Source organism: Embleya sp. NBC_00888, assembly GCF_045207655.1.
GTDB lineage: Bacteria > Actinomycetota > Actinomycetes > Streptomycetales > Streptomycetaceae > Embleya.
In genome coordinates this window covers 15510-39548 of record NZ_CP108787.1, presented here as the reverse complement: position 1 = coordinate 39548, position 24039 = coordinate 15510, and the positions used below count along the sequence as shown (strand labels likewise).

22 protein-coding genes and 1 pseudogene are annotated in these 24039 nt (G+C 71.5%); 11 read left to right on the top strand and 12 right to left on the bottom strand.

From position 1 onward, the window contains the following. Window positions 1–233 precede the first annotated feature (233 nt). From OG948_RS60575 to OG948_RS60545, 7 genes are all read right to left on the bottom strand, one after another. The gene (locus OG948_RS60575; protein ID WP_331733226.1) at window positions 234–593 is read right to left on the bottom strand and encodes a hypothetical protein; all 360 of its coding nucleotides are present in this window, start codon (window positions 591–593) and stop codon (window positions 234–236) included. Continuing rightward, complete coding sequence (locus OG948_RS60570; protein ID WP_331733223.1) at window positions 590–853, bottom strand: hypothetical protein; 264 nt, start codon at window positions 851–853, stop codon at window positions 590–592. The genes OG948_RS60575 and OG948_RS60570 overlap by 4 nt, the downstream gene beginning before the upstream one ends. A gap of 102 nt (window positions 854–955) precedes the next feature. Beyond that, window positions 956–1891 carry a hypothetical protein gene (locus OG948_RS60565; RefSeq protein ID WP_331733220.1) on the bottom strand — a complete coding sequence of 312 codons (936 nt, stop codon included), beginning with the start codon at window positions 1889–1891 and terminating at the stop codon, window positions 956–958. 379 nt (window positions 1892–2270) lie between these two features. After that, window positions 2271–2909, bottom strand: coding sequence for a hypothetical protein (locus tag OG948_RS60560; RefSeq protein WP_331733217.1), 639 nt, complete (start codon window positions 2907–2909; stop codon window positions 2271–2273). A gap of 104 nt (window positions 2910–3013) precedes the next feature. Beyond that, window positions 3014–3352 (bottom strand): hypothetical protein, encoded by a 339-nt coding sequence (locus OG948_RS60555; RefSeq protein ID WP_331733214.1) that lies wholly within the window; start codon window positions 3350–3352, stop codon window positions 3014–3016. A 118-nt stretch (window positions 3353–3470) separates the two neighbouring features. Then, a complete protein-coding gene (locus OG948_RS60550) occupies window positions 3471–4550 on the bottom strand; it encodes a hypothetical protein (RefSeq protein ID WP_331733211.1) in 1080 nt (359 codons plus the stop codon). Window positions 4551–4727: 177 nt separating this feature from the next. Next, on the bottom strand, window positions 4728–5231 hold the full coding sequence (locus tag OG948_RS60545) for a hypothetical protein (protein WP_331733210.1): 504 nt from the start codon (window positions 5229–5231) through the stop codon (window positions 4728–4730). A 162-nt stretch (window positions 5232–5393) separates the two neighbouring features. Between OG948_RS60545 and OG948_RS60540 the strand changes: the two genes are divergently transcribed. After that, a complete protein-coding gene (locus OG948_RS60540) occupies window positions 5394–6362 on the top strand; it encodes a GNAT family N-acetyltransferase (RefSeq protein ID WP_331733208.1) in 969 nt (322 codons plus the stop codon). 891 nt (window positions 6363–7253) lie between these two features. Then, complete coding sequence (locus OG948_RS60535; protein ID WP_331733205.1) at window positions 7254–8354, top strand: hypothetical protein; 1101 nt, start codon at window positions 7254–7256, stop codon at window positions 8352–8354. A 408-nt stretch (window positions 8355–8762) separates the two neighbouring features. Here the strand turns inward: OG948_RS60535 and OG948_RS60530 are convergent, their stop codons facing one another. From OG948_RS60530 to OG948_RS60520, 3 genes are all read right to left on the bottom strand, one after another. Next, window positions 8763–9032, bottom strand: coding sequence for a hypothetical protein (locus OG948_RS60530; protein ID WP_331733203.1), 270 nt, complete (start codon window positions 9030–9032; stop codon window positions 8763–8765). Window positions 9033–9412: 380 nt separating this feature from the next. Next, complete coding sequence (locus OG948_RS60525; protein WP_331733200.1) at window positions 9413–9601, bottom strand: DUF397 domain-containing protein; 189 nt, start codon at window positions 9599–9601, stop codon at window positions 9413–9415. Between the two features lie 138 nt (window positions 9602–9739). Then, complete coding sequence (locus OG948_RS60520) at window positions 9740–10603, bottom strand: helix-turn-helix transcriptional regulator (protein ID WP_331733197.1); 864 nt, start codon at window positions 10601–10603, stop codon at window positions 9740–9742. 1068 nt (window positions 10604–11671) lie between these two features. Here OG948_RS60520 and OG948_RS60515 point away from each other — a divergent pair. The 4 genes from OG948_RS60515 (at window position 11672) to OG948_RS60500 (ending at window position 15699) form a co-directional block, all read left to right on the top strand. After that, window positions 11672–12334 (top strand): hypothetical protein, encoded by a 663-nt coding sequence (locus OG948_RS60515; RefSeq protein ID WP_331733194.1) that lies wholly within the window; start codon window positions 11672–11674, stop codon window positions 12332–12334. Window positions 12335–12368: 34 nt separating this feature from the next. Then, on the top strand, window positions 12369–13400 hold the full coding sequence (locus tag OG948_RS60510; protein ID WP_406301001.1) for a hypothetical protein: 1032 nt from the start codon (window positions 12369–12371) through the stop codon (window positions 13398–13400). 348 nt (window positions 13401–13748) lie between these two features. Next, window positions 13749–14663 carry a formyltransferase family protein gene (locus OG948_RS60505; RefSeq protein ID WP_331733188.1) on the top strand — a complete coding sequence of 305 codons (915 nt, stop codon included), beginning with the start codon at window positions 13749–13751 and terminating at the stop codon, window positions 14661–14663. 187 nt (window positions 14664–14850) lie between these two features. Continuing rightward, entirely contained in the window at window positions 14851–15699 is an 849-nt protein-coding gene (locus OG948_RS60500) for an SAM-dependent methyltransferase (protein WP_331733186.1), read from the top strand. A gap of 239 nt (window positions 15700–15938) precedes the next feature. Here OG948_RS60500 and OG948_RS60495 read toward each other — a convergent pair whose 3' ends face one another. Further along, window positions 15939–16601 carry a DUF6461 domain-containing protein gene (locus tag OG948_RS60495; RefSeq protein ID WP_331733183.1) on the bottom strand — a complete coding sequence of 221 codons (663 nt, stop codon included), beginning with the start codon at window positions 16599–16601 and terminating at the stop codon, window positions 15939–15941. A 427-nt stretch (window positions 16602–17028) separates the two neighbouring features. Between OG948_RS60495 and OG948_RS60490 the strand changes: the two genes are divergently transcribed. Next, window positions 17029–17793: a DUF6292 family protein gene (locus tag OG948_RS60490; protein WP_406301000.1), complete on the top strand. Its 765-nt coding sequence runs from the start codon at window positions 17029–17031 to the stop codon at window positions 17791–17793. A gap of 433 nt (window positions 17794–18226) precedes the next feature. Here the strand turns inward: OG948_RS60490 and OG948_RS60485 are convergent, their stop codons facing one another. Continuing rightward, on the bottom strand, window positions 18227–18475 hold the full coding sequence (locus tag OG948_RS60485; RefSeq protein WP_331733178.1) for a hypothetical protein: 249 nt from the start codon (window positions 18473–18475) through the stop codon (window positions 18227–18229). A 68-nt stretch (window positions 18476–18543) separates the two neighbouring features. On the opposite strand from OG948_RS60485, the gene OG948_RS60480 reads away from it, so the two are divergent. The 4 genes and pseudogenes from OG948_RS60480 to OG948_RS60465 all read left to right on the top strand — a co-directional run bounded on the left by OG948_RS60480 (window position 18544) and on the right by OG948_RS60465 (window position 23087). Beyond that, window positions 18544–20073, top strand: coding sequence for a hypothetical protein (locus tag OG948_RS60480; protein WP_406300999.1), 1530 nt, complete (start codon window positions 18544–18546; stop codon window positions 20071–20073). Between the two features lie 458 nt (window positions 20074–20531). Beyond that, window positions 20532–21557: a hypothetical protein gene (locus OG948_RS60475; protein WP_331733172.1), complete on the top strand. Its 1026-nt coding sequence runs from the start codon at window positions 20532–20534 to the stop codon at window positions 21555–21557. 335 nt (window positions 21558–21892) lie between these two features. Then, window positions 21893–22843 (top strand): annotated as a pseudogene (locus tag OG948_RS60470) (DUF3825 domain-containing protein); the annotation flags it as partial. Between the two features lie 67 nt (window positions 22844–22910). Then, window positions 22911–23087: a DUF3825 domain-containing protein gene (locus OG948_RS60465; protein WP_331733170.1), complete on the top strand. Its 177-nt coding sequence runs from the start codon at window positions 22911–22913 to the stop codon at window positions 23085–23087. Window positions 23088–24039: the final 952 nt, after the last annotated feature.

Genomic DNA, 24039 nt, shown 5'->3' with positions numbered 1-24039 from the left:
TGGCGTCCGCGACGTCGCAACAGGGATGTCCACGCCCGCGAGGGCTCGACACGCCGGTGCCGGGCGTATGCGTACGTCGCTCGATCCATTCGCCGGTGCGCTTGTGCGGTGTTCACACCGGGGACGGGATTGTCGTCCCCCCGGCCCGGGCCCTCGAAGGACTCGGTGCCGAGGAGGGGGTAGCCGCTCACGCCTGGGTCGTCGGGTGGTGGGTGAGGGTGCTGTGCGGGTGGTCACGGATTCCTCCTGGGCGGGGTCTGGGGCGGAGAGTCGCCTCCGCCTCCGGGGTGCGGGTGAGGGGGCCATTCGGGGTGGATGTCGTCGCCCTCGTCGTGGGCGAGGACGGCGGCGACGTAGATCCGCATGGCCACCGAGCCGTTGCGGTCGCGGCGTTCGCGCACGGCGGCGTCGCTGTCGTCCTCGCTGTCCACGTGGATCACGAGCATTCCGTCCTCGCTGCGTACGGCGGTGATGTGGATCGGGGCGAGTGGGGCGAGGGCGAGACTCGTCGCCGTGCCGTCGGTGTGAGCGGCGACGACTCGAACCGGGGGGAGTTCCGGGAACTCCGTGTGGTCGGGCTGATCGACGGTCATGTCCTGTCCTTCGGTGAGGTCGGGCGCTTGTCGGTGGGCCCGGCGGTGGTGGCGCGGGTCTGGGCCTGGTGCCGGGGCGAAGGGGCCTCCGCCCCGGCGGGGGTGGCCCTCTGGATGCGGTGCGGGTCGAAGTCGCCCCCGTCGTGGGCGAGCAAGGCGTCGACGTAGACGCGCATGGCTACGGTCCCGATGGGGTCGCGGCGCTCGGGGGCGGGGTCGATGTCGATGCTCACGACGAGCGCCTCGTCGTCCCCACGCATGACGGTGATCGAGCGCCCCGACCGGGGGTCGTCGACGCGGCGGCGGTGTTCGTGCCCGGTCGAGGACCTGCGGCGTCGACGACCCCGGTCGGGGTCGCGCCGTCACCCGGTCTTCCTCGGCTTCGGGACGCGGCAGGCGCCGGGACCTTCGCAGCGGGAGGCCTGGGCGGGGTTGTCCCACCGACAGGTCGGGCAGCGCCACAGAACGCCGGCCGCGATCGCCGCCTCGCGGATCGCCTGCTCCTGGAGGTCGTCGGCGGCATCGAGCAGTTCGGCCAGAAGACCCCGCTCGGAAGCGCCCCCCGTACCGGTGTCCAGCACCAGGTCGTCCTCGACCTCCACGCGCAGCGGCACGCTCCCGTCGGGACGCAACAGTCGGTCCTGCGCGGAGTCCAGGTGTACGGAGACCCGGACGGCGCCGGCCTCGTGATCGAGGTAGGCGAACACCAGAACGCCGTCGATCTCGACGCACGGGAGGCCGTCGGCGTCGGTCTGCGGATGAAAGATGGCATCCCGATTGGCCTGCTCGCACGCATCCTCGTCGGGGAAGCGATGGTCGAGCGCCACGATGCGGGTCCGGCCACGCCCGATGATCTTCTCGGGATGGAGGCTGTATCCCTCGTCCGGGCGGCCGTCGCGGTCGGGGCCGTAGTAGAGCCGCACAACGTCACGGTCGTCGGCGGGCGGCCGATCGGGGATGCCCTCGTCGCCGACGACGTTGTCCCAGACACCGCGCGCGTACTTCGCGAGTTCGGCCCTGGCGCAGTCCTCGTCGACATGGAGGCTCACCTCGTCCTCGTGGCGACTGTGGCGGCGCAGCACCCATGCCCGGCCTGCCGGGCGCGGACCGATGAAAGTCACCACTTCGGGGAAGGACGGCTGCCGGCCGGCGTGCTCGGCGAGCATGGCGACGCGTGCGCGGTCGAGGATGTCCCGCTGGTGCCCGGAAAGATCGTCGGGGTCGATGTCCTCCCACAACTCCACGGCGGTCGTCACGAGGCATTCGATGTCCAGCGGGGCGAAACGTGCAGCAATCATGAGGGTCTCCTCGAAAAGGGGGTGCGGCTGGGGTCCGGCGCCGACGATCGCCCCTTGCTCGTCACGACGAGGGCGGCGTGCTCCGCAGGGTTCTCGGGCGGGCCGGGCATGGGGGAGAGGCCACGGGCATCGGGTGATCGGCGCCCGACTCGCCGTCGAACGGGATCGGTCGCGTGCGGCCCCTTCGGCAGACGCGGGCACGCATGCCGTGGTCACGCTCGTGCCGCGGAACGCCGCGCCCGACAGCGCTTCGTGCCGTCGGGCGTCGAACTCCCGGTAGAGGCCGTGCACGAGGGCCCGCTCCGGACCGGGCAGCTCCGTCGCGTCCAGAGTGCGCGCCCGGCGCTGCGCCTCGCGCAAGAAGGCGAGGTCGGCGCCTTCATGGGGTCGTGTCCAGGGTCGGGGCAGGGGGAGAAGCGGTTTCGTGCCCGGTGGCGTGCGGCGTTTCGGGGCGCGCGGTCGCCCCGGGCCCGGCCGCCAGCACGCGCAGGGTCGCGGTGCCGTCGAGTTCCTTCAGCGTGAGTGCGGCGGCGCGGATCCGGCCGTGGCCGTCGGCGTGCAGGTGCGCCGCTCCGCCGTCCCAGCGCAGTGACGCCACCGCCGGTCGACTGCCGTATTCGATCCTGGCGTCCGGCCCCACGGTCTGGACCGCCTCGGCGAGGAAGTCGTCGAGAGCGGCGCGGGCCACCTCGGTGCGCCCGGTCAGGACCTCGTTCAACTCCTGCCGGGCCGGGACCACCTCCGTGCGGATGCGCGCGGCCATCGCCGCGGGATCCGTCAGCGAGCCCTCCAGCCGCCCCCAGTAGTCCGTGCGGTCCGCCCACACCAGCGAGGCGTTCGAGCGAGTCTCGACGACCGCGCGTTTGTCCGTCCGGGAGATCCACACGTCCAGTTCGAGATCACCCGGGCCCTGGAGAATCGCGCGGTCGGCACAGCCCACCAGGTGGGTCTGCCATTCGTCACCCAGGTGGGCGGCGAGTCGGCGTGAGAAGTCGGGGCCGGAGCGGGCGGTGCGCACGAGAGTCTCCCGGGGGATCGACCGGCGGGGGCCGGGATGGGTGGGTCGGCGCCGGAGGGAGCAACCGCTCCCTCCGGCCCGGCAAGGGCGGTGGGTGAGGTGTCTCAGTGGGTCGGGATCACGCTGTAGTGGCGCACCCGGCGCAGGTACTCGGCGGGCGGCTCGTTGCTCGCGCCGGTGATTCCCGCGTGGTCCGGGTGGAGGCGGTACTCCGTGCTGCCGCCCGTGCCGTCGGGCACCGCCGCGATCCAACACCCGGTGTCGTCGTCGATGGCGAAGGCGGCTTCGTCGTCGTTGCGTTCGGCAACCCTCGTCAGGAGCCGGCCGAGATCGGCGAGCGCTTCCGGCTGGGTGGAACCGACACCCCGAAGGACTCCCAGGGAAGCCGTCCACACCCCCATGGTCTTGGACAGGTCGATCGGAAGGGCGAGGCGATGGGTCACGGCTGTCTCCGAAGTCGTCGATGTCGTGTGGTGGGTCGTATGGGTCCGGGTGGACAACGGGGTTCGCGGCACCGCACGGCGCCGGCTGTCGCGTGCTCCGCGTCCGTGGGTGGTGTTGTCAGCTTCGGGTCGGACACTCGTGGTGGTGCGCGGAGGCGATCCCCACCGTCGCGAGGTGTTCGCAGTCCGGGCACGTGTCGTTCCGCAGGAACCGCCCGACCACAACGCGCAGCCACTCGGGCCATGCGGTGGGGCTGTCCACGAGGAGGAGGTCCTTGAGGTGGACCGCGCCGTCCTCGTTCGCAGTCTCGATCCTGTCGAGCAGCCCGTCGCGGAAGATCAGGGTCAGCCGGGTGACCGCCAGGCGTCGGCTGCGGACATCCTCGACCCACACTCCCGACACCGTCAGGTGCGTCGCGTGGAACTCGCCGGCGATGCGCGCGGTGATCGCGTCGGCCGGTTCGCCTGCGGGCACGGCGTTCGCGTCGCGGTCGGCCCGCACGCGGTCGATCGTGTCCAGCGCGCTCACGCACAGGTCCCTGATCGCGCCCACCAGGGCGTGATCGTCGTCGAACAGGCCCATCACGGACGCCACTTGCCGCTCGGCCGCCTCCGGGTCGCGCCGCCCGTCCGTCAAGCGGTCCCACACGACCTGTGTCAGGATCCGCGCCCCGTCCTCCCGGTGTCCGGCCCCGAGCAGACGCGCAACGTCCGCGCGCAGTGCGCCGCCGTGTCGGCCAGCGGCCCGCTCGGCCCCACTCTCGGGCCCGCGCGACCCGAGCCCCGCCTGGTCCCTTGCGACGGCCGCGTGTGGGAGCCGGGCTGCAACCGATCGGCGTCCGAGCGCCCGCAGGAGGCGAACGAGTCCATGGGGACGGAGCGGCCGGGGCCCGTCGGGGACACCGGCGGGATGCGCGGGCGCGGCTACGCCGAGGCACACGTTGTCGAGCGTCGTCAGCCGCTCGCTCGCCGGAACCAGCAGGCGCAGCGACGGGCCGCCCCGCACGTCGAACAGGGCCGGGGGGCAGGCGCGCGCGACCCTCACGAGCAGCAGGAACGCCAACCGCCATTGTCCATTCACGCCCAGGGTGTTGAATGCCCCGGTGGTGAGGGTCGAGCGTTCCCTGGGGCTCCCGCCCGCCGCGATCCGTTCCGCCCATTCGAGGGCGTCCGCCCATTCCGGGTCCGACTGGTCCATACCCATCGCCTCCGATTGAGAACACGCGGCCGATTCCCGGTCCGTCGAATTCAACGATAGGGAAGTCGAGGACGGCCGATTCACGGCCGGTTCCCTTCCCGGTGCGGGTGGTGCGGGGAAAGGTGACACGTTTCCGTGCGGACCGACTTGCCGGTCCGCACGGAAACGGAGTTTCGCCTATCCGGCGTCCTGGCATTTCCCGATGGAATCCAAGGCTTCCAGGCAGAGCGAGACGGCCGAGGCGATGAGCATCGAGTCCTCGCGAACGGGGATGAACAGTTCCATCAGTGCGACCTCACGGCACTCCGCATGGGCGTTGGCCGGGACGTCGAACGCGTTCGCCAGGAGAAGCCGTGCCCGTTCGTCGTGGCGGATGGGCCCGGCGACCGTGCCCGGTGCCTTCGTGGGGAAGGACAGCGCGCGTAGGACCTCGTCCGCAGTGGGCGCCCCGGACGGTCCCGCAGGACATGTCGGCGGGGCCAACGGCGCCAGTGAAACACGTCCCTCTTCGTCTCGGCAGGCGTCGGCGACGTCCACGGACAACAGCAGTGCCACCTTGCACAGACAGGTGTTGCAATCGATCTCGCCGAGGATCTTCAGCCGTTCCGGCGTGTCCCCGCACGCGGTCAGACGACGTGCGCGATCGGCGGCGGTGCTCCAGAAGGTACGAGTCCGGTCCACGTGGTGATCTCCCTGCGTCGCAATGAGTTCCCGACCGTCGGGTCGCTCGAATTCAATCTAGAGCCGAATCATCGCTCTCGTTCCCCGGGGATTCCCTTCCCGGAATCGGACCGGCCCGGGAGGGGTTCCTTTGTGTTTCGGGCAAGGGAATTCGACCGTAGGGTGAAATCGGTCGACGGCTTCAAAGCCTCGACCGAATTCCGCAATCCGATATTCGATCGTCCGCAGCCACGAATTCCGGGGAGTCCACGCGTGCCCGAAGAGCCCTACTACGATCCGTTCGACGCCCACAATCGCGAGGCGGAAGGCCGTTGGAACGAACTCGCCGCCGCACGCGCCACGTTGGCGCGGGTGCACGCCATCGCCCGGCAGTCCGCCGCCGGCCTGTGGAACCCTCAGGAGGCCCTTGCCCGGGTTCTCGAAACCCTCGACACCCGCCCCGTCGCCACGGTGCCGGCACGCGGGAACCTCACCATTCACCCGGCGCGCCCGGTACACGCCCCCGCGTTCGTCGCTCTGATGACGCTCGCGCTGCCCGACGCCGACCCCGACGACCTTTTGGCTCTGCGCAAGGCAATCGAGAGCGGTCTGCCCCCACTGTCGGAATCCGGCGCGGTCGCCCTCATCGCCCTCGTCGCTCTCGACGACACCGGAAGGACCGTCGGTGCCCTGATCGCCGGCACATCGTCATGGGTGCTCACAGACCCCGAGATCGCTTCGGGGTTGAGGCCGGCACTGACTCGACGGGTCGTCAGCATCGACGGTTTGGCCGTGCGTCCGGAATACCGCCGTACGGGCGTGGGACGCGCCCTCGTTCGGCAGGCGGAGAACGCGTTTCGCGCCGACGGTTGGGGAGCGGTGACCATCAACCACCGGCCCGACCTCGACGCCTTCTATGGCGGGCTGGGGTACGCGAATTACGGCTCCTTGGTCGTCGGCCTCCCGAACGGCCGCGTGGTCCGCCTGAGCCCCAGCGAGGGCCGTGTGGCCGTCAAACCCCTTGACCGCAGCGTGGAACCGGTGCCCGTTGTCGGCCTTTCCTCTCCGGTGATCACCGGCCTCCTGCCCGGCACCTCGCTCCCCGCTCACGCGTGGTTCGGCCACCGGAGCGGCAGGATCATGGCGCGATGATCGTCCGGTGGCGGCCCGTCCCGGATGCGGAACGGGCCGCCGCCGGGGCGGGATGCGGTGCGGGCCGCTCTCACACGGTGGACGATCCCCCCGAGGGGACGAGCACCGTCCCGCGCCGGCCCGGGGGAGGGAACCCCCCGCGCCGACCCGGCCCTCCCCACAAGACCAGCACCGGATACCCCGACAGCGCCCGCAACTTCGCCGAACCGCCCCCGCGTCCCGCCCGACCGCCCGTCGTTTCCGCTGACCCCACCCCTCTCCACACCGCCTTCCGATTCTCCCCGGACTCCTTGAATTCGCCGCCGCTCTCGCATCCTCACGCCGACTCCTCGCACACCTCGCCCCCCGGCCCCCACTCGTCCCCCCTTAATCGGACCGGGCAAAAGGCGCCGATACCCACTGCGACCTGCGTACGGGCGTACAGAACCTGTGGGTTGCGCAGCCGGGGGAGACCTACAGGCAGACCTACACCCGCGCTCGGCCGGCGCCGCGGGACGGCACGCGAGGGCCTTCCTCACCGGTGGCGGGACGATCCGCGGGATCCCTTGACGGTCCCGGTGCGCGAACACGCGCGCAACGGTGAGAGCGACCGCGGCGGACCGCACAGGGCAAGGACACGGGCCACCGTCTCGGTCGACCTGCGCGAGTGTGACCGGAACCATGCCGCCGCGTCACGGTGCCGCGAGTGGACGGCGCAACCGCCCCCGGCCCGCTCGGCGAACGCGCGGTGCCCGTCGCCGGTGCCGACATCCCGGCCCCTTGCACCGGGTTGCACAGCCGGGGAGGCCCAAGTCCCGGCCGGCGGCGAGCCGACGGCCTTCCGCAGGCGGCGATACGAGCAGCCCGTTCGGTCCACTATCGTCACGGGCGACCGACGGGAAGGCGACGACGATGCTCTCGAACGAGTACCGGAGAAAGGGCGGCGGGAGCATGGTGGGCGCGACCGGGGGCGACGCGGAGGGGCCGTTCGGGGCGTGTCGGACCCCGTCCGACCGCACGGCGGAGGTGTTCGCCCGACGGTGGCCGGAGTTGGAGCGGTGGATGCGGACCGCTCCGTCCGAACACCCGCTGTGGGAGTGGGTCGACGAACCCGACGCCCCCGCGACCGCGGCGTTGGACGCTTTCGAGGAACTCCTGCGTCCTCTCGACGCGACGGCATGGGCCAAGAAGCGCGGTCAGGACTTTCCGGCGCTCACGACCCACGACCAACTCCTGGACTTCCGCGCCGAGCTGGTGGTCGCCCGCGCGCTGCATCTCGCGGGCATCGCCTACCACCCGGGTGACACCCGAGTCGCCAATCCCGACTTCCTGCTGCCCGACCGTGCCCTGGGTATCGAGGTCACGACCAGGACCCCTGCGGGCGGGCTGCACGAGTTGTGCGACAGGCTCGGCGCCCGACTGCGTTCGCTTCCGAGGTCGGTGGGGGCCGTGGTCACCGCCGACGTCTACCCCAGCAGACTCCGGGAACCGCACGTGCAGGGCCTGATCGAGGACGTCGTCCGCGCCGCCGGGGCCCGCGACCTCGACACCGCTTTGGTGACGTCGGTCGTCGACGACGTCAAGAACGGCTCCCGGGTCACCCTCGGCGTCGAACTGTCGCTCGAGGGATCGGGCGCGACCTGGCGGGTCGCGCCCGGCCCGCTGGCAGCGCCGTTGGGCTCCGCCGAGCACGCGGTGGTCGAGGCCGGACACGCGCCCGCCAAGGCGAGGCAGGGCCGTTCCATGCCCGGCCGTGTGCTCCTGGCCGTGGACGTGTCGCGATACGGCGGCGCGTGGATGCGACCCGCGTGGGTCTGGCCGCCCTTCCTGGCCGCGCGGGTCGAGGCCGAGCACGACTATCCGTTCGCCGCAGTCGCCGTCTTCCGCCAGTCCCTGGACACCCCCGACATTCTCGACGCCGCAGCCGGCATCCCCGCCCACCTGCCCGCGGCGAGCCGAACCCTGTTCGAGGAGCTGGGCGCGGCGTTGCGATGGTCCACCAACACGGAGTGAATCCCGGCGCGTCGAAGGCGGCGAGCAGGGACGACAGCCCGGCCCGGTCCGGCGCGCGGCGAGTCGGCCGCGCCGCGGTACGCCGAGCGCGTGATCGGCCGGGTCGAGGCACGTTCCACGCCGGGTTCGATCGAGGACGGGTGGGACGCGGACGTGCCGGTCGGCGCGGCGAGTTCCTGGAGAGACGGCCCACTCGCCGGCCCGTGCGCCCCGTGGCGGTTGCGCATCGCGCGGGACAAGGCGCCGCGGCGGTCGACGGCGTCACGATCGAGGCCGCCCGATTGGGCTTCTCCTCCGCGGCCGCTGCACCGAACGACCTGCGGTCGCGTCGGATCGGGAAGGAACCGCGGTCGGCCGAGCCGGCCTTCGGGGTCCGCAACGTCGGCGGAACCGTGCTCACGGCCTGCGCTAGGCGCGGTTGTGCGCGTTCCCGCGCTCTGCGGCGAGAACGGCCAGCGCCGCGGTCTTGAGGAGATCGCGGTCGGGCGCGCTGTCCGCGCCGGCGGCGGCACGGGCGGTGATCAATGCCCGCATCGCGTCCAGGCGCGCGGCCCGACCCTGGTTCAGGGCACGGGTGTCGTCTCGGCCGGCCGCTTTCCGACAGGCCAGGTCGGCTCTCTCGACATCGACCTGAAGGTCGAGCAGGTGACGCAAGCGCTCGGGCAATTCTTCGTGCATGCGTTCGACTGTACGAGGTTTCGCGGGATGATCACGCGAAGTTTTGTCGCCTCGACCGGCGGACGCTCTCGCCGAAGTGGAGTCGGTGGCGGGGCCGTTCGATGGCCGGACGTCGCGGGAGCGGTGATCGCCGCGGCCCATGCCGGTGGCGGCCGCCGAAGGGAGCGCCGTTCCCGGTCGCGGAACGGGCCGATCGGAGCGATGACCGCAGCCCCCCGGAGGCCGCATGGGTGTCCGTGCGAGGCACGGGCGTCGTCGGGAGGCTCGTTCCGGCGCCGATTCGCGGGTGCTGCGCCTGTGGGTGTCCCCGGCGTACGCCAGGCTGTCGAAGCGGCGGCTGACCCCAATGGCCCTGGGGTCAGCCGCCGGTGGGACCTGCGTCAGCGGGTGGGCTTGATGGCGCCGGTGAACGCCTCCCAGGCCGTGCGGTCGAAGGTGTGGATCGGGCCCGCGGTCACCTTGCTGTCCCTGACCAGGACGCCGGGTGTGTCGAGGGCGGTCTCGACGCACTGACCGCCGTCACTGTGGGACGAGGTCCTCCACGTCCGCGCGTGGTTCGAGTTCGGCATGTGTTGTCTCCTTGCTGGGGTGTCGGTCCCTCACATCATGGGACCGGGTGCGCGCGCGTGGGCAGGCGGGTCGCCCCTCCTCGCGGCGTCGTCGCGGGGGGCCGGGAGCCGCCGGTGACGGCGGTGGTGTCGGTCGACCTATTCCGCGTGGAACTCCAGCAGGCCGCGCAGGAATTCCGCGGTCCGTTCCGGCGCGAGGGAGACGGCCTCGATGGCGGCGAACGCCTCGACGAAGTCCGCCACCTGGTCCTCCTTGGTGAAGTACGCGCTGCCGTTGAGGCTCTCGGTGTAGACGACGTCGGGCATCTCCGTCTCGGGCGGCAACTTCAGCCACAGGAACGCGTTGGTCAATCCTCGGTGGGCGCCCGCCTCGAAGCTGACGACTCTGATCGTGATGTTGGGCCTGTCGGCGAGATCGATCAGGTGGGAGATCTGGGCCCGCATCGTCGCGCGGCTGCCGATGACGCGGCGCAGCGCGCCCTCGTCGATCAGCGCCAGCAGGCTCGGCGGGTTCTCGCGGCGCAGCAACTCCTGGCGTCGCATGCGCAATCGCACGCGGTCCTCGACGAGCGACTGGTCCGTGGTGTGCACGCGGATGATCTCCCGGGCGTACTCCTCGACCTGGAGCATGCCGAACAGCATTCCGGCGCTCACGGTCCTCAGCTCGTCCGCTGCGGTCTCGACGGCGAACAGCTGGCCGAGCCCGCGGGGGACGACGCCGGCCTCGTCCTGCCACCAGTCCGGCAGCTTCGCCTTCTCCATGAGCGCGAGCGTGTCGTCGGCCTCCAGGGGTGTTCGCCCGTACAGACGCAGGAGTTCGGCGATTTCGATCCGCTTGAGCGGCCACTGGCGCCCGGTCTCGTAGCGCGAGATCTTGGGTGTCGACCCGTCGATCGCCTCGGCCGCCGCCTTCGCGGAGACCGCCGCCTCGGCGCGGTATCTCCGCAGGCGGCGGCCGAGTTGAACGCTGGCCACGGTCGGTTCCGGCCTGTTCTCCGCCAACACGCCTCCTCGACTGGACAAGCACGTCTTCGCCGTCATCGTGCCGTATGGCGCGCTGCCCGGACGCTTCGCCCTGAGCCTACGGTGGCTGAATCGTCACATGGAACCATTCTTCTGTCTGAAATTTCACGGAAGGGTATTGCCTGGGGGATGTTCCCTTGTATTTTGAGATCACCTCCACGCCCTCGTGAGCTGCGGGAAGGGCGGTTCAACACGCGCAAGGCACCCCTTCTGTCAGGGAGTTCGGCATGGCGTTACCTCCGGCCCGGCCACGGACGACCGCGGTCACGACCATGAGCGTGTATCCCGGTTCCGGTCGGGGCCGCACCGCGCCCGCCGTCGCCGACGGGCCGTCCGACGGGGTTCCCGGCCGAGGGCGGGAACGTTGTCCACCGGCGGTGCGCCCGGAGAATGTCGGTGACGGCCGCGCTCGTGGCGAGCGAACGGGCCGGCGCCATCGTCCGTGTGCGCCCACCGGTGGATGGCATCGGTTCCACGAACGCGAGAAACCCGGCCGGGCACCGCCCGCAGGTCCCTCGACACGTCAGGTCGTGCTCGACGAGCCCGGAGGCGACAACGCGCGACGACGGCCCCCGACGCGGACCCCGGTTTGCGACGGTCGTTCGACCGTCCCGGCCGGGTTCGTGCGGGCGATCGCGGGCGCACGACGCGGCGTTGGCGCCGGGCGCGCGTTACGAGTGCCGGACCAGCGGATCGGTTCGACACCGGGCGAGGACCACGGCGAGTTCGTCCGTCTCGACGTCGCGGTGCCGGGACCCGGGCACCACTTGACTGCTGATCCTCCCCGCGCGGATCGACATCTCTTCGCGCGGGGACGGGCCGCCCTTTCCCCGGGGGCGGCCGGTCGGATACGGCCTCCCCGCCGTATCCGACCACGACTTCCCCTCCTCCCCGATCCCTTCCGCCGCGTTCTCCCCGTCCGGGGAGTGGGGGGAGCCGGGGCCCGGGCCGCTCTCGAGCGCGGCGGTGACCCGAAGGCGGGCGGCACGCCGACCTGGTGAGAGACGCGTGCCGCCCGTACCCCCGCCCCACAGCACGGGAGACTCGATGCGTACGAAGAAGAACGGACAGGCCCGGACGGACCGCATCCCCGGCGGACCGCGGGACGCCTGGCGCGAGCAGCACCGCGTCGCGGACGACGTCGCCGCCGCGCATCACGACAACCAGGGCCGCTGTTCGTGCTGCGGCGCCCAGTGGCCGTGCTCCCCGATCGCGAGCGCGGCACTCATCCTGGACTGCGTGGGCACACCGGCAGCCTGCGCCGCGCCCCGGGTGTGGTGGCCCTGTCGCCCGAACTCCCCGCTGGGGCGGGTGTGGACGGTGCGGTTGTCGACGTGGCAGACCCTGTGGGCCGATCTCGACATCGTTCTCGACAGCCAGCTGCGCGCCTGGGACCTGCCCGAGCCCGAGCGTCACCGGCGCGAGGCACTGGCCCTGGCGATCCGAACACTCGTGACGGACAGCGCGTCCGGGGGCCTTGCCCTGGCGCTTGTGCGTCTGGGACCCGCGACCGGCGCCACGGGCGCGGGGGTGTGGCTCCTGCCCGTCGAGGACCTGCCGCCCATCCACACCGCGGACGACTTCCTCGCCCGCCTCCACGACGCCTGGACCACCGGCGTGCCCATCGCCGGCGATCCGCCCCGACTGCCGCTGATCGGACCCGCACCCGCCCGCCGGCCGACCGCGCCGACCCCCGCCCCCGCGTCCTGACCGCGTTCGGGAACTGCCCAGGAAGGTCGCCACCGTGCCCCCCACCCCCTGTCCGCGCCCCACACCCGCGGAGCGCGCGCACCACGCCCACGTGCGCGAACTCGTCGACCACACCCCCCGGTTGCGTGATACCGGTTGGGAGCACGCGCTCGCCGCGACACCCCGAAGCGGCTACGCGCCCGCCGTCGCGAACCCGAGCGCGACCCTCACTCCCGACGGCCCGAACGCCGACGCGTACTGGAGCGCGCTCGCTGCGACCGGCGACTTGTCCACACCCGCTCCCGACGGCCGCGTTGCCGCCTGGGCCCCGGCACTCGGGTTCGCGGCCCTGCTCACGCGCCTCGAACCACGCCCGGGCCAGCGGGTGTTGGTGGTCGGCGCACGCGGCGGCTGGGAGGCGGCCGTGATCGCCGCGCACCCCGCCCGGCCCGACGTCGTGGTGTGCGAGTCGACTCCCTCGATCGGCGCCGAGGCCGCGAACCGCCTCGCCGCCGCACGCTCGCGCGCACGCGTCGAGATCGCCGACGCCCACCACCGCCTGCCGGCCGGCCGCTGGGACCACGTCGTCGTCACGGGAACCACCGACCACATCCCCGTCCTGTGGACGCGAGCTCTGCGCCCCGGCGGCCGCCTCCTCACCTCGATCGGCCAGGCCCTCGCCGTCGTCGACCGCGATACCCACGGGACCGGGGCACACGGCCGGTTCGAACCGCTGCCCGCCGCGTTCGGTCCCTGGGACCACCCCGACCGGGTCGGCGACCCGTTGCTGACCGAGCACGGGGCACACGGATTCGACCTGTTCGCGTATCTGCCGCCACCGACCCGCGTCGCGTCCGTCGCCCACTTGCCGCGCGGCGCCCACCCCTGCGGGGACACAGCCCTGGGTATGCGCTACGGGGCCCACGTCGCGCTGGGCCGACCGCGACTGAACCGCTTCACCCTCACCGCGCACGGCGGTCGAACCCTGGTGACCCTCACTGACGAGAAGGACGGCAGACCGGTCCGGATGTGGGACCTGACCCCGCCCGCGACACGAACCGACACCGCGCGCCGCGGGGCGGCGTGAACCGCCCGCCCGACCCGCGTTCGTCCCGGACACACCCGACCGGTTCCGGGCACCACACCGTCCTCCGACGGTGGTGGGTCGACGTTCGAGGCTGCGCGGGCCTGTCGTTCGTCGTCAGCCTCGCCCTGCTCGTCGCCACCTACTACACGTGGTGACCGCTCGACACCGCACTCCGCGACCCCCCCTCCCGACCCATCCCCGACGCGCCACACAGCGACCGGCCGAAGCGGCCGGAAACCGCTTCCACGAACCTGGAGTTCCCATCGGCACCGCACCCGCGACGCACCGCCCGCCGCCCGTCACACGGCGTCCGACCCCCGAATACCCCCGCTGCCACGGAGGTTCGTCGTGAGCGAGCCCCTGCGCCTGGCCCTGCTGAGTTCCACCGCGGCCGGCCTGACGTCGATGCGTACCGCGTGCGACCGCACCCGACACCGGACCGTCGTCCACGCCACCCCCGCCGTCCTGTGGCACAACGGCACGCGCGAAGACGACACCGACGCGCGCCTGACCGCGATTCGCGCGAGTGCGCCGCCCGCGACGGCGGTGGTGGCCGGCCGCGTCGGCGAACTCGCCGACCTGCTGCGCCCTCACGCCCCCGACGTCCTGATCGTGTATGGCTACGCGGCGATGCTGCCGTCCGTCGTCCTGGACGTCGCCCGCCTCGGCGCGATCAACCTGCACTCGGGCGATCTGCCCCGGCTGCGCGGGCCCGCCCCCGTCGCGTGGGCACTGCGCCGCGGCGATCCCTACATCGGGCTGACCGCCCACCGGATGCGGCCCGATTCCTACGACAGCGGTCCGATCCTGGCCCAGAGCCACCTCGCGGCCCCGCCCGACGGTTTCGACCCGGACGCCTTCCACGACAGCGTCGTCGGACGGCTCATGGGCCTGCTGCCGACCGCTCTCCACGCCGCCGAGAGAGGTTGGCCCGGGCGTTGCCAGGAGCACGAACACGCCACCGAGGCACCGTTCGTCACGGCCGCGGCCAGGGTCTTGGACCTCGGTTGCACGGCGGAGGAGAACCGCCACCTGGTTCGCGCGCTGCGCTACATCGGTTGGCGACCACTGTTGTGCCTCGACAACCTTTGGTACGAGATCGCGCCGCACAGCGGTCTCACCCGCACGCCGGAATGCCCCGAACATGTCGAGTGCGCGGACCGACCCCTGTGGGTCGGCCGCCTCACCCCCGTCGACCCGCCCCTGTCCACCGGGACGGCGGCGGTCTCCGGAGTGTCCCCTTCTTCCGGCACCGGTTCCTAGGGTCACGACCGAACCCGCTTCTGGTCGGTGGGTGCCGGGCTCGGGTTCCCCGTTCTCGCCGCCCGGCGGGACAGGGCTCGGATGTCGGCTCGGGCTCCTCGTCGTTCGCCCCGGGCCGCTGCGGCCCGTGCCCTCCACCAACGACCGTCCGTATCCGGAGACGAGCACACCACCCATGGGAGTTCGCATGACTCACAATCCCGCCACGCCCGACTTCGTCGCGACGCCGGATCCCGTCCGAGTTCCCGTCGACGTGGCCGGCGACGCCCGGATACAGAACCTCCTGCTGGGCGGGACCGACAACTACGGCGTCGACGCGCGCGCGTGCGAGGCCCTCACGGACATCGAACCCCGCATGCGGGCCATCGCGCGAGCGTCCCGCGCGTTCACCGAACGAGCCGTGCGCGAACTCGCCCGCGAGCACGAAGTGCGGCAGTTTGTCGATCTGGGCTGCGGACTGCCGCATCGCCGCAACGTCCACCAGATAGCGCGGAACCTCCGGGTGGGAGCCAAAACCGTCTACGTCGACCGGGACCCGATGGTGATCGAGAACGCGAAAAGGCTCCTCGGCCGGAACGACGACACACTCGTGGTGGGCGCCGACATCACCGACGACACACTCCTGGACCATCCCGACATCGATCGACTCCTCGACCGTACGCGGCCGACAGCCGTGCTGCTCTGTGACGTTCTGCAATGCGTGCCCGACGAAGCCGACCCGGCCACCCTGATTCGGCGTATCGCCCGCTGGCAGGGCCCGGGCGGCTTCGTCGTCGTCAGTCACCTCGTCGCCAACGAGGTCGCCGTCCGCGAGGCGATCACCGACCTCATGCTCACCGCCACGGGCGGGGCATGGGGCCGCGTCCGTGCACGAAGCGACATCGAACGACTCCTCGAAGATCTGACCCTCCTCGGGCCCGGACTGACCGAGGCGTCGGCATGGCGCCCCGACTTTCACAGCAGCCCCCACCCGGACACCATCGCCGCGTTCACCTACGGCGGGGTCGCCAGCACGGACGCCATCGCCGACCGATGACCACCGAAGCCCCCTGGAACCGGACGGAGGATGGCGTGCGACCCCTTCCGCACGACCGGCGCAGACGGGCGCGCCGGGGTCTGGGTGCGAACCAATGCGCCGACCTCTTCGCGCGTTTTGGTCGCTCCAGCGACGACGCGCAGGCACTCGCGCGGCAGACCGATCCGGGCGACGCCGAACCGCCCTTGCCGCGTCTACGGTCCGGGCTCGCGGTTGGGCGATTCGATGGTGGAGAGGGCTCACACCGCCCCGGGGCCCGGCCCGGGGGTTTCCCGGGCCGGTGCGGTGTCGACGGACAGGGGCTCGGAGAGGCCTTCGCGCAGTGCTGCGGCGGTGAGCAGGCCATGGACGACGAGGTCGTAGGGGAGATCGAGGCCGAACGCCCTCTCGCTCATCCGCAGTTCGCATCCACGCGGCGAGGTGTCGTCGTCGGCCGGAGGGTCGCCACCGGGGCTCAAGAGCCCGGCGGCGATCATGTGTGGAAGGAGCAGGTTGGGATCCGTTCCGAAACGGCATTCGGGCGTCGCTGCCGCGAATCCACAGGTGACCTCGCCGTTCCGGGCATGGACGAAGTGCGCGACCGGGTTGACGTCCGAGTAGACGACGACCGCCTCGGTGCCGACGGAGACTGCGGCTTGGACATCGGGATCGAAGCCGCGGGCCCCGGTGTTTTCCACCGCGAAGGCCCATCCGTGTGAGACGCCCGCGCGGATGACCTCCACGCCGGTGTCGAAATAGGCCTCGGTGGCGTCCACGAACCCCATGGGTGCGGCGGTGGTCGGATCGCAGCCCATCCGGGTGAGCAACTCGAGTGGCCGAAGGCCCTTGGCGAACGTCACGCAATAGTCCGATTCGAACTCGCGCGCCTCGCGCAGCCACGCGATGCCGTCCCAGGTCCTCATCCACACACCATAGGTCGGACCCCCGACAACGAACGCCTTGAGTACCGGGAGCCGTTCACCGGCCGGCAGTCCCACCCGTCCGTCACACGAGACCCGCGACGACGTTCTCGACCACACCCGACGGGGCCTTCAGCGGCTGCTCCCGGACCGGAAGGATTCGGCATCTTCCGAGCCCACAGCGGACACCCCACCGGTCCCCGTTCACGCTCCGGCGCGCGATCGCGAGCTCCCAGGGCGCGAGCGGGCCGTCCTGGATGGTGCCCATCGCCTGGAGGAGCGGGCGCGCGAAGCAACGCCGCGGCCGAGTGGGCGAGGTCGTCGAGGTGCATGATCTCTCGTCGGCCTCGGCCGGGCGCCGCCGCCCCTCCGCTGCGGTGAAGCCTTCGCGTGCTCGACCGCGCGCGTGATACGCGCCAAGATGGGCGTCGTGACCGACGACCGAGCCCTCGGCAACCTCATCGGCCACTACATGGCGGCCGTCGCGGAACGCCTCCTCGCCGACGGCCACCACGTCGTCGGCTGCGATGCGCATCCGCCTCACACCGACGACAACGAACTCCCCTGCGCACGCGGATGGATCGGCTTCGCGCACACCTTCCAGCAGACATTGCACCCGGGACCGTACGAGAGCGAACTGACCTGGGACATCGAATCCGGATGGTCCTGCAGCGTCTGGGACACGGCCACGTCCGAACCCGTACTCCCTCTGAACCGATGGGCCGGCGCCGGGCCCGTTCCCGCCCCCGAACGCGTGGCCGCGTTCGTGGCAGCCCTCCTGCTCGACGCGGCCGCGGCAGGCACCTCGAAGCGGCCCGCCTACTCGGGGAACCTGCGCGCCGCGCACACCCGCCTGCGCGCGCACCTGCCCCGCCATACCCGCCAGTCCTGGGCCCAACGCGTCGATGCCGCCCGCCGCCACGCCAACCGGCGCCACGCCCTCGAATACCTCGCCGGCGCCCACGCCGAGGAACCACCCTTGTACATCCCCGTATTGAGGGTCGAACTGAGGACGTTGAGCCGCTGGCTGGAGGACGCCGAGGCTGCGAGCGACCTCCCCGGTGAACTTGTCCGACTCCTGGCACAAGACCTGGTCCATCGCGCGGCCACCACTGCCGACGCGCGCGCCGTCCGACGACACGCCACCGCCCGTGAGCACGCCGGGAGGGAGATCGCACGCCGAAGGAACACCTAGACCCTCGCCGTCGTGACGCGCGGCTTCCACGACGGCCTTGTCGGCGTGTCGAGAGCCGGGTCACGTGGATGCGCAACCGTTCCACCGCGTTGACACGCCCGACCGGGTCCCGGCACCGCGGTTCCGGAGCGCATGTGGCACCCGCGACCGTCGCGACACAGAGGACACCAGCGGCCGGCTACCGCGCGCCGGCGTGGTCCCGGTCGCCCGCGGACCGGACGCCGGACGCCACATCCGCAGCGAGGCGCTCGTCGTCTTGCCCGAGGTGATGGTCGACGGCGTTAAGCGACCTCACCGCGTCGCCAGGGACTCGGACGTACACGCAACCGCGAACGGCCCGCCGTCCGCACCACCTTCGACGGCGAAGGCCCCGCGGCGACCTGAGGACTTCCGACACCACGCCCACCCCAACACCGTGTGCACCCGCTCGGCGTCACGGTCGCACTCGGCAGAGCCGCTGCGCCACCCGACGAATCGCGCCGGCAAGACCGTGCGAAGAGGCGAAACGACTGCGTGAACGATCCGAAGTCGACACGATGGTCGGGTGGTCGAACCCGGTGTCAGCACCGAACCGCACGAGAGCGCCGGCGATGGCTGCGACCAGCCACCAGGCCTCGCCGGGACTCTGCAGCGCCCCGCCGACCTCGACGACCCCCGGCACCGGCAACTCCTGCGCCGCCACGTTGCCGACAGGGACATCGCCTCGGACCACCCTCCGATCCGCGCCCACCAAGCCACGCGGGCACGCTCGTGAGGATCAGCGACTCCGCAGCACACGCCACGTTGCGCGCGGCCGGGCTGGAGGCCACCGGCCCCTATCCCGGCTACGCCCTCCCATGGCCCTCGCACTGCACCCGCTGCGGCACCACCACCTCACCAACCCTCGCCAACCTCCGCAAAGGACAGGGCGGTTGCCGCGTCTGTGCTGCGGCGACCTCGGCCAGACGCCGCACGGTGCCCGCGCACGACGCCGAGAGCGCGATGCGCGCGGCCGGACTCATTCCCCAGGAGCCCTACCGCAACGCGCGCGCCCCCTGGAGCAGCCGCTGCGCCGTGTGCGGCGCGGCCACGGCCCCCACTTTGGATGCGGTCCGCCGCAAACGCGGCTTCGGATGCAGGTCGTGCGCGAACGCGTCCGCCGGGCGCGAGCGGATCCGCGCCGCCGCCGAACTCGCCGTGGACGAGTTCCGGGCGGTGGGGCTGGAGCCGTTGGAGGACTTTCCCGGCGTCACCGCGCGGTGGCGTGCCCTGTGCACGGGCTGCGGGGCCGTGGTCCACCCGAACCTGAACAGCGTGCGTACCGGGAACAGCGGCGGGTGTCGGCACTGCGGCATGCGGGCGATGGGCGAGGCGAAACTCGCCCGCCACGCGGCCCGCGCCCTCGCCGACATGCGCGCCGCACTCCTCGAACCCCTGACCCCCTACCCGGGCGCGGTCACCCCGTGGCCCGCACGATGCGGCCGCTGCGCCGCCCGGGTTGCCCCGAGGCTGCACGACGTTCGCGCCGGGCAGTCGGGATGCCGGACCTGTGCCCATACGGCCGCATCCACGCGCCGGTTGGCGGCCGGGACCGCGCGGGCGTTGGCCGACTTGGATGCCGCGGGCCTGGTTCCGCTGGAGCCCTATCCGGGGTCCGGGGCACCGTGGTCGAGTCGCTGCCGCACCTGCGAGCGTGTGGTCTCCCCGTGCCTGGTCAACATCCGCTCGGGCTGCTCGGGCTGTCGCCACTGCGCGCACCTGGCCTCGGGCCGCACGAGGATCGACCGGAAGGCGGCCCCCGCGGTGGCGGCCATGCTGGACGCCGACCTCGAACCCCTGGAGCCGTATCCGGGCCGGGCCAAGCCCTGGCGGTGTCTGTGCCGCGGATGCGGAGCCCAGAGCAGCCCGATGCTGTCGACGATCCTGTCGGGCTCGCGCTGTCGCTGGTGTGCCACCTGGGGATTCGCCCCGGCCGCCCCCGCGCTGGTCTACGTTCTCCACCACCACGACTGGGGCGCGGCCAAGATCGGCGTCACCGGACTGGCCACCGTCTCCGATCGCATTCGTTCCCTCGGCCGCGGGGGCTGGGCCCTGGAACACACCACGCCATTCGAGATCGGCGCGGACGCGCTCGCCACCGAGCAGTCCGTTCTCGCCTACCTGCGCGCGAGCGGCCACCGGCCCTTCGTGGCCCGGGACAGGATGCCGTACGGCGGCCACACCGAGACGTTCGACGCCCGTTCGGTCCACGTCGGAATCCTGGTGTCGCTGATCGCGGAGCACACACCCCGCAGCGTGTGAAGGAACCGGAACCGGTCGATCGCCGCGGACACAGTCCCGTGCGCCACCCGTCACGCCCGACAGGTGGTCGGCTGTGGTTGTTCGGGCCCGGGCTGGGAGGCGGCGAGCGAGGCCGAGGTCCGCGATGGTGGGCCGGGCGTGGTCGGCGCCGTATCCTCGGCGCCTGCGCCACGACGGTCCGCGCCGTCCGGGTCGGTGAATGCGCGGACCGGCAGGCCGTACTGACCTGGTCTACCGATCGGCCGCCCTGCCTGACGGGTTGGCCGGACGATCGCTTCAAACCGGTCGCGTCACGGGGCGAAGTGCGGAAGCATTTCCTGCCCGGCGCCCGGTGAATCAGGACCGGGGCGGAGATACCCCATCTCCTCAACGCGCGTGTTCCGCGCGTTTTGTCACCGCCCTGGAAGCCGGGCCACGATCTCGGAGTTCGCACCGCAATGTCTTTGGACCCTTTGATCATGCGACGTCTGGCGTTCGTCCGGTTCCTCGTCGACCAGGGCGTCGACCAGGCCCGGCTTCCGCAACCGCTCGCGGCGACCTCCGTGTTGTCGTTCCACGACGCCGTCGAACTCTTCCTCGTGCTGGTCGGCGAACATCTGCAAGCCAACCTGCCGACACAAATCCACTTCGCGGACTACTGGGGCAAGTTGCAGCCCTACCTGCCGCAGGGCTCTCACCTGCCCGGCAAGAAGGCCATGGAACGGATGAACAAGATCCGGGTCAACCACAAGCACCACGGCTCGATCCCTTCACAGACGGACATCGAGCAGGTCCGCGCCGACGTCGGGACGTTCCTGAGCGACGCGACCACGCTCGTCTTCGACGCCGACTTCTTCGCCGTCGACATGGCGGCCCTGGTGACTCGCCCCAAGACCGCCGCGCTCCTGGCACGGGCCGAGGAGCGCGTCGAAGCCGGCGAGATGGTGGAGGCGTTCGTGGACCTCGCCTATGCCTTCGACGAGATGGTGAGCTACTACGGGCGCCGCTACTACGACATGTTCGAGCTCCCCGGCCCGCTTCACCTGGGTCCGACCGTCCGACCGATCGGACGGAGGTGGCTCCCGCGGCTATCGAACGGAGACGGCCCCCCCTCGGTAGAGGAGATGGCGCACGCACGTTCGCTGACACGTGGGCTTGAGGCGCTGGCGGCCGTTCAAAGGTCCGTCCAGGTTCTGGCGGCGGGCATTCCCTACGACCAGTACGCCAGGTTCCGGGTTCTCACGCCGGACATCGTCTATCACGACGGCGAGCTAAGCGCCCGGATCACCGAATTTCAGCGGGATCGGTCGCACGACGACTACCTCTTCTGCCGGCAGTTCGTGGTGATGGCTGCTCTACAACTCAGGCCGGCCGAGGACTTGATGCTTCTGAACGAGTCCCGAAAGAAGCTCATGGGCAAGTCCGTAGGACCGTGGCCCGAGAGTAGCTACAGCTACGTGGGCATCGACCGAATCAAGGTGGGCGAAGTGAGTCTGTTCGAGTGAAGTGCAGAGAAGTGGCCGAGGACGTACGCCGCTCTCCGGCTGCGGGCGGATCCACCTCGGAAGCGGAGTCCGGACCCCCGGCTCCGAGGGACCACCGGCAGGAACCGGAGGGGATCCCGTAGAACGTGCCGGTTCGACCCCCATCGGCCGATCCAGCAGAGTCCAACGCCGACGGGCCCGGTTCGCCGGGACAAGGACCCGGTGGGTGGGGACGGCGCAAGACCGACCGGCCCCACCGGATCCCGACCCGAAGAGAACATTCTCGCCATGGCCGACCTCGAGCACGTACAGCGTTCCTGAACAGGCCCGTACGCGCGGGGCGTACATCGGCAGCGATGCGATTCCCCGTTCGTCCTCGGTCCCCGGCGTCGGAGACCCATGATGTGAGGGCGGTCGCGATCCGAGGGCCGCCGGGGACCTCCGACCGACGTGGCGCGTTCGGCACGGTCACCTCCTCGGGTGACGAACAGCCGACACGCACGCATCCGCGAGGTCGGTCACGGGACCAACTCCGCCCCCGCCACCCCAATGCTGAGCACGACGCCCCGACACCCCGAGAGCGAGACCTCCCGATGTCCGACGGACGCCCCTCCGCCACACCCGCCGACCTCGCGGCTTTCAAACAGGGCCTCGCATCCAACGGCACGCCCCACCCCACGGTCGGCGGCCGGCCCAAGACACAGGACCGCGCCCTCTATACCCATGCCCACATGGGGCGGATCCGCTCCGCCGCCCAGCGCCGCGCCCACGAGGGCGATCCGGACGCCTTCGACAGACTCGCGGAACTCGCCGAGGACGAGGACTGGGACGGCCGCGACCCGAACTTCTCCGGCGAACAGCGGATCCTGCGCAACTACGTCGAGTGGACCTTCGAGCGCGCCCACCTCCAGGGCAAGGTCCTCACCGCCCCCGACGAACGCCACAGCACGTTCAACACCGGCCTGGCCACCAAGGAACAGGAGGACATCTACGGGCTCTTCGAACCCAACCGCAACGAAGGCCGCCAGCCCTGGTACCTCCGCGGCTGGCGCGTGGGCAGCGACCGCGACTTCCTGCAGAACTTCCCCACCCCACCGGAACCCGCCACGTTCACCGACGACCCCGCCGTCTACCACTACGACTGGACCCGGGAACTGAAGGTGAACGTGCGCCACGTCATGCAGGACAACCTCGACAGGTTCCCGCGAACCCTGCAATCGGACCCCTACGGGCTGGAACTGCGCCTGGAAGCCGCCGTGAAGCGCGCCACCCAGCGCGTAAAACGCAACTACAAGGCCGCCGTCCCGATGTGGTACCCCAAAGCCGACGAGGTGCAACTCCTCCTGCCGCTCTCGCTCACCCACCCCCCACACCGTGGACCTGGCGCTCGTCGTCTCCCGCCACGGCGAGCACTACCGCGGGAACACCGTGCTCACCATGGGCATGGCCTACAGCAACGCCAGGCTCCTGGCCCGCCCGGACGGAGACTGGCTCCAGCCCGCGGCGGACTTCACGGACGCGTCGGATGCCGGCGAGCATCCGGAGGCATGACCTCGGTGCGACCGCGAAAGGGACGCTCTCGCGTCACCCGGCCGCGGATCGCGGTGTCCACACGCCACAACAACCTCGGGCCCGCCCCACCCCGCCTCGGCCCCCGTCGACGTGCGCGGTGGCCGTTCCAGGACGCGAGTCGACGCCGCGTCCACGGCGACGCCTTCTCGGATCCGCCGCGGCTCGCCACGCGACAGGTCGCCGACTGCGGCCGTGAGTCGGTGGTCGCCGACGCGCCTTCGTCCCGCGACGACCCGCATGTGCGGGCCGCGGCGCGGGCGACCTGCGGAGGTTGTCCCGGGACGACGCTCCCGGCCCGTCCGCACAGCCGCCTGCCGACCGTGCCTACCGCGTTCGCGAAGCAACGCGCCGCCACGACCGAAAGCACGCCGCGGATGCGCGCGTTCGGCTCGACGGACACGGTCGTCCGGGCGAGACGAGACGCCGTTCACGGATCCCGGAGGATCGACCCCCCTCCAGACCGCGCCGAGCCGTTCGACTGACGCCATCGGTCGAACAAACGTCAGAACCGCGCCGCGGACGGGTACGGCTCCCGTATCCCAGGGCGATCGACGGCCCCGTTCCTCACCTCCCGGGAAGCCGGTCGACGTCACCGTGTGGCGGCCGACGGCGGCGAGGCGGCAATCGAACACGGCACACCCGAAGCGGACGGCGGTCGGTGGAGTACGTGGTGTCGCGAACCGCGTCGCACAAACGGGGCCCGGTGCGCTTTCCCGGGAAGCAGGGCCCGCCGAGGGCGGCTTCGCCGATGCGGCACCCTCCCGCGAGGGCGGCCCGTCGGCTTCTCCAAGGGGAAATCGGCCAGGCGGGCGGCTCCGCCCGAACGGTGCCACCCGCAGTTCCCGCACGAGCGCCACGGGCGAGGCGGACCCGGCTCGTGTGCCCCCTTGGGGGTACCGAACGCGGCCGAACCCCCGTGCGGGCCGCGCCC

Coding starts and splice junctions, on each gene's coding strand:
- OG948_RS60575 (WP_331733226.1), bottom strand. CDS start 593: ATGACCGTCGATCAGCCCGACCACACGGAGTTCCCGGAACTCCCCCCG.
- OG948_RS60570 (WP_331733223.1), bottom strand. CDS start 853: ATGCGTGGGGACGACGAGGCGCTCGTCGTGAGCATCGACATCGACCCC.
- OG948_RS60565 (WP_331733220.1), bottom strand. CDS start 1,891: ATGATTGCTGCACGTTTCGCCCCGCTGGACATCGAATGCCTCGTGACG.
- OG948_RS60550 (WP_331733211.1), bottom strand. CDS start 4,550: ATGGACCAGTCGGACCCGGAATGGGCGGACGCCCTCGAATGGGCGGAA.
- OG948_RS60535 (WP_331733205.1), top strand. CDS start 7,254: ATGCTCTCGAACGAGTACCGGAGAAAGGGCGGCGGGAGCATGGTGGGC.
- OG948_RS60530 (WP_331733203.1), bottom strand. CDS start 9,032: ATGCACGAAGAATTGCCCGAGCGCTTGCGTCACCTGCTCGACCTTCAG.
- OG948_RS60525 (WP_331733200.1), bottom strand. CDS start 9,601: ATGCCGAACTCGAACCACGCGCGGACGTGGAGGACCTCGTCCCACAGT.
- OG948_RS60515 (WP_331733194.1), top strand. CDS start 11,672: ATGCGTACGAAGAAGAACGGACAGGCCCGGACGGACCGCATCCCCGGC.
- OG948_RS60500 (WP_331733186.1), top strand. CDS start 14,851: ATGACTCACAATCCCGCCACGCCCGACTTCGTCGCGACGCCGGATCCC.
- OG948_RS60495 (WP_331733183.1), bottom strand. CDS start 16,601: ATGAGGACCTGGGACGGCATCGCGTGGCTGCGCGAGGCGCGCGAGTTC.
- OG948_RS60475 (WP_331733172.1), top strand. CDS start 20,532: ATGCGACGTCTGGCGTTCGTCCGGTTCCTCGTCGACCAGGGCGTCGAC.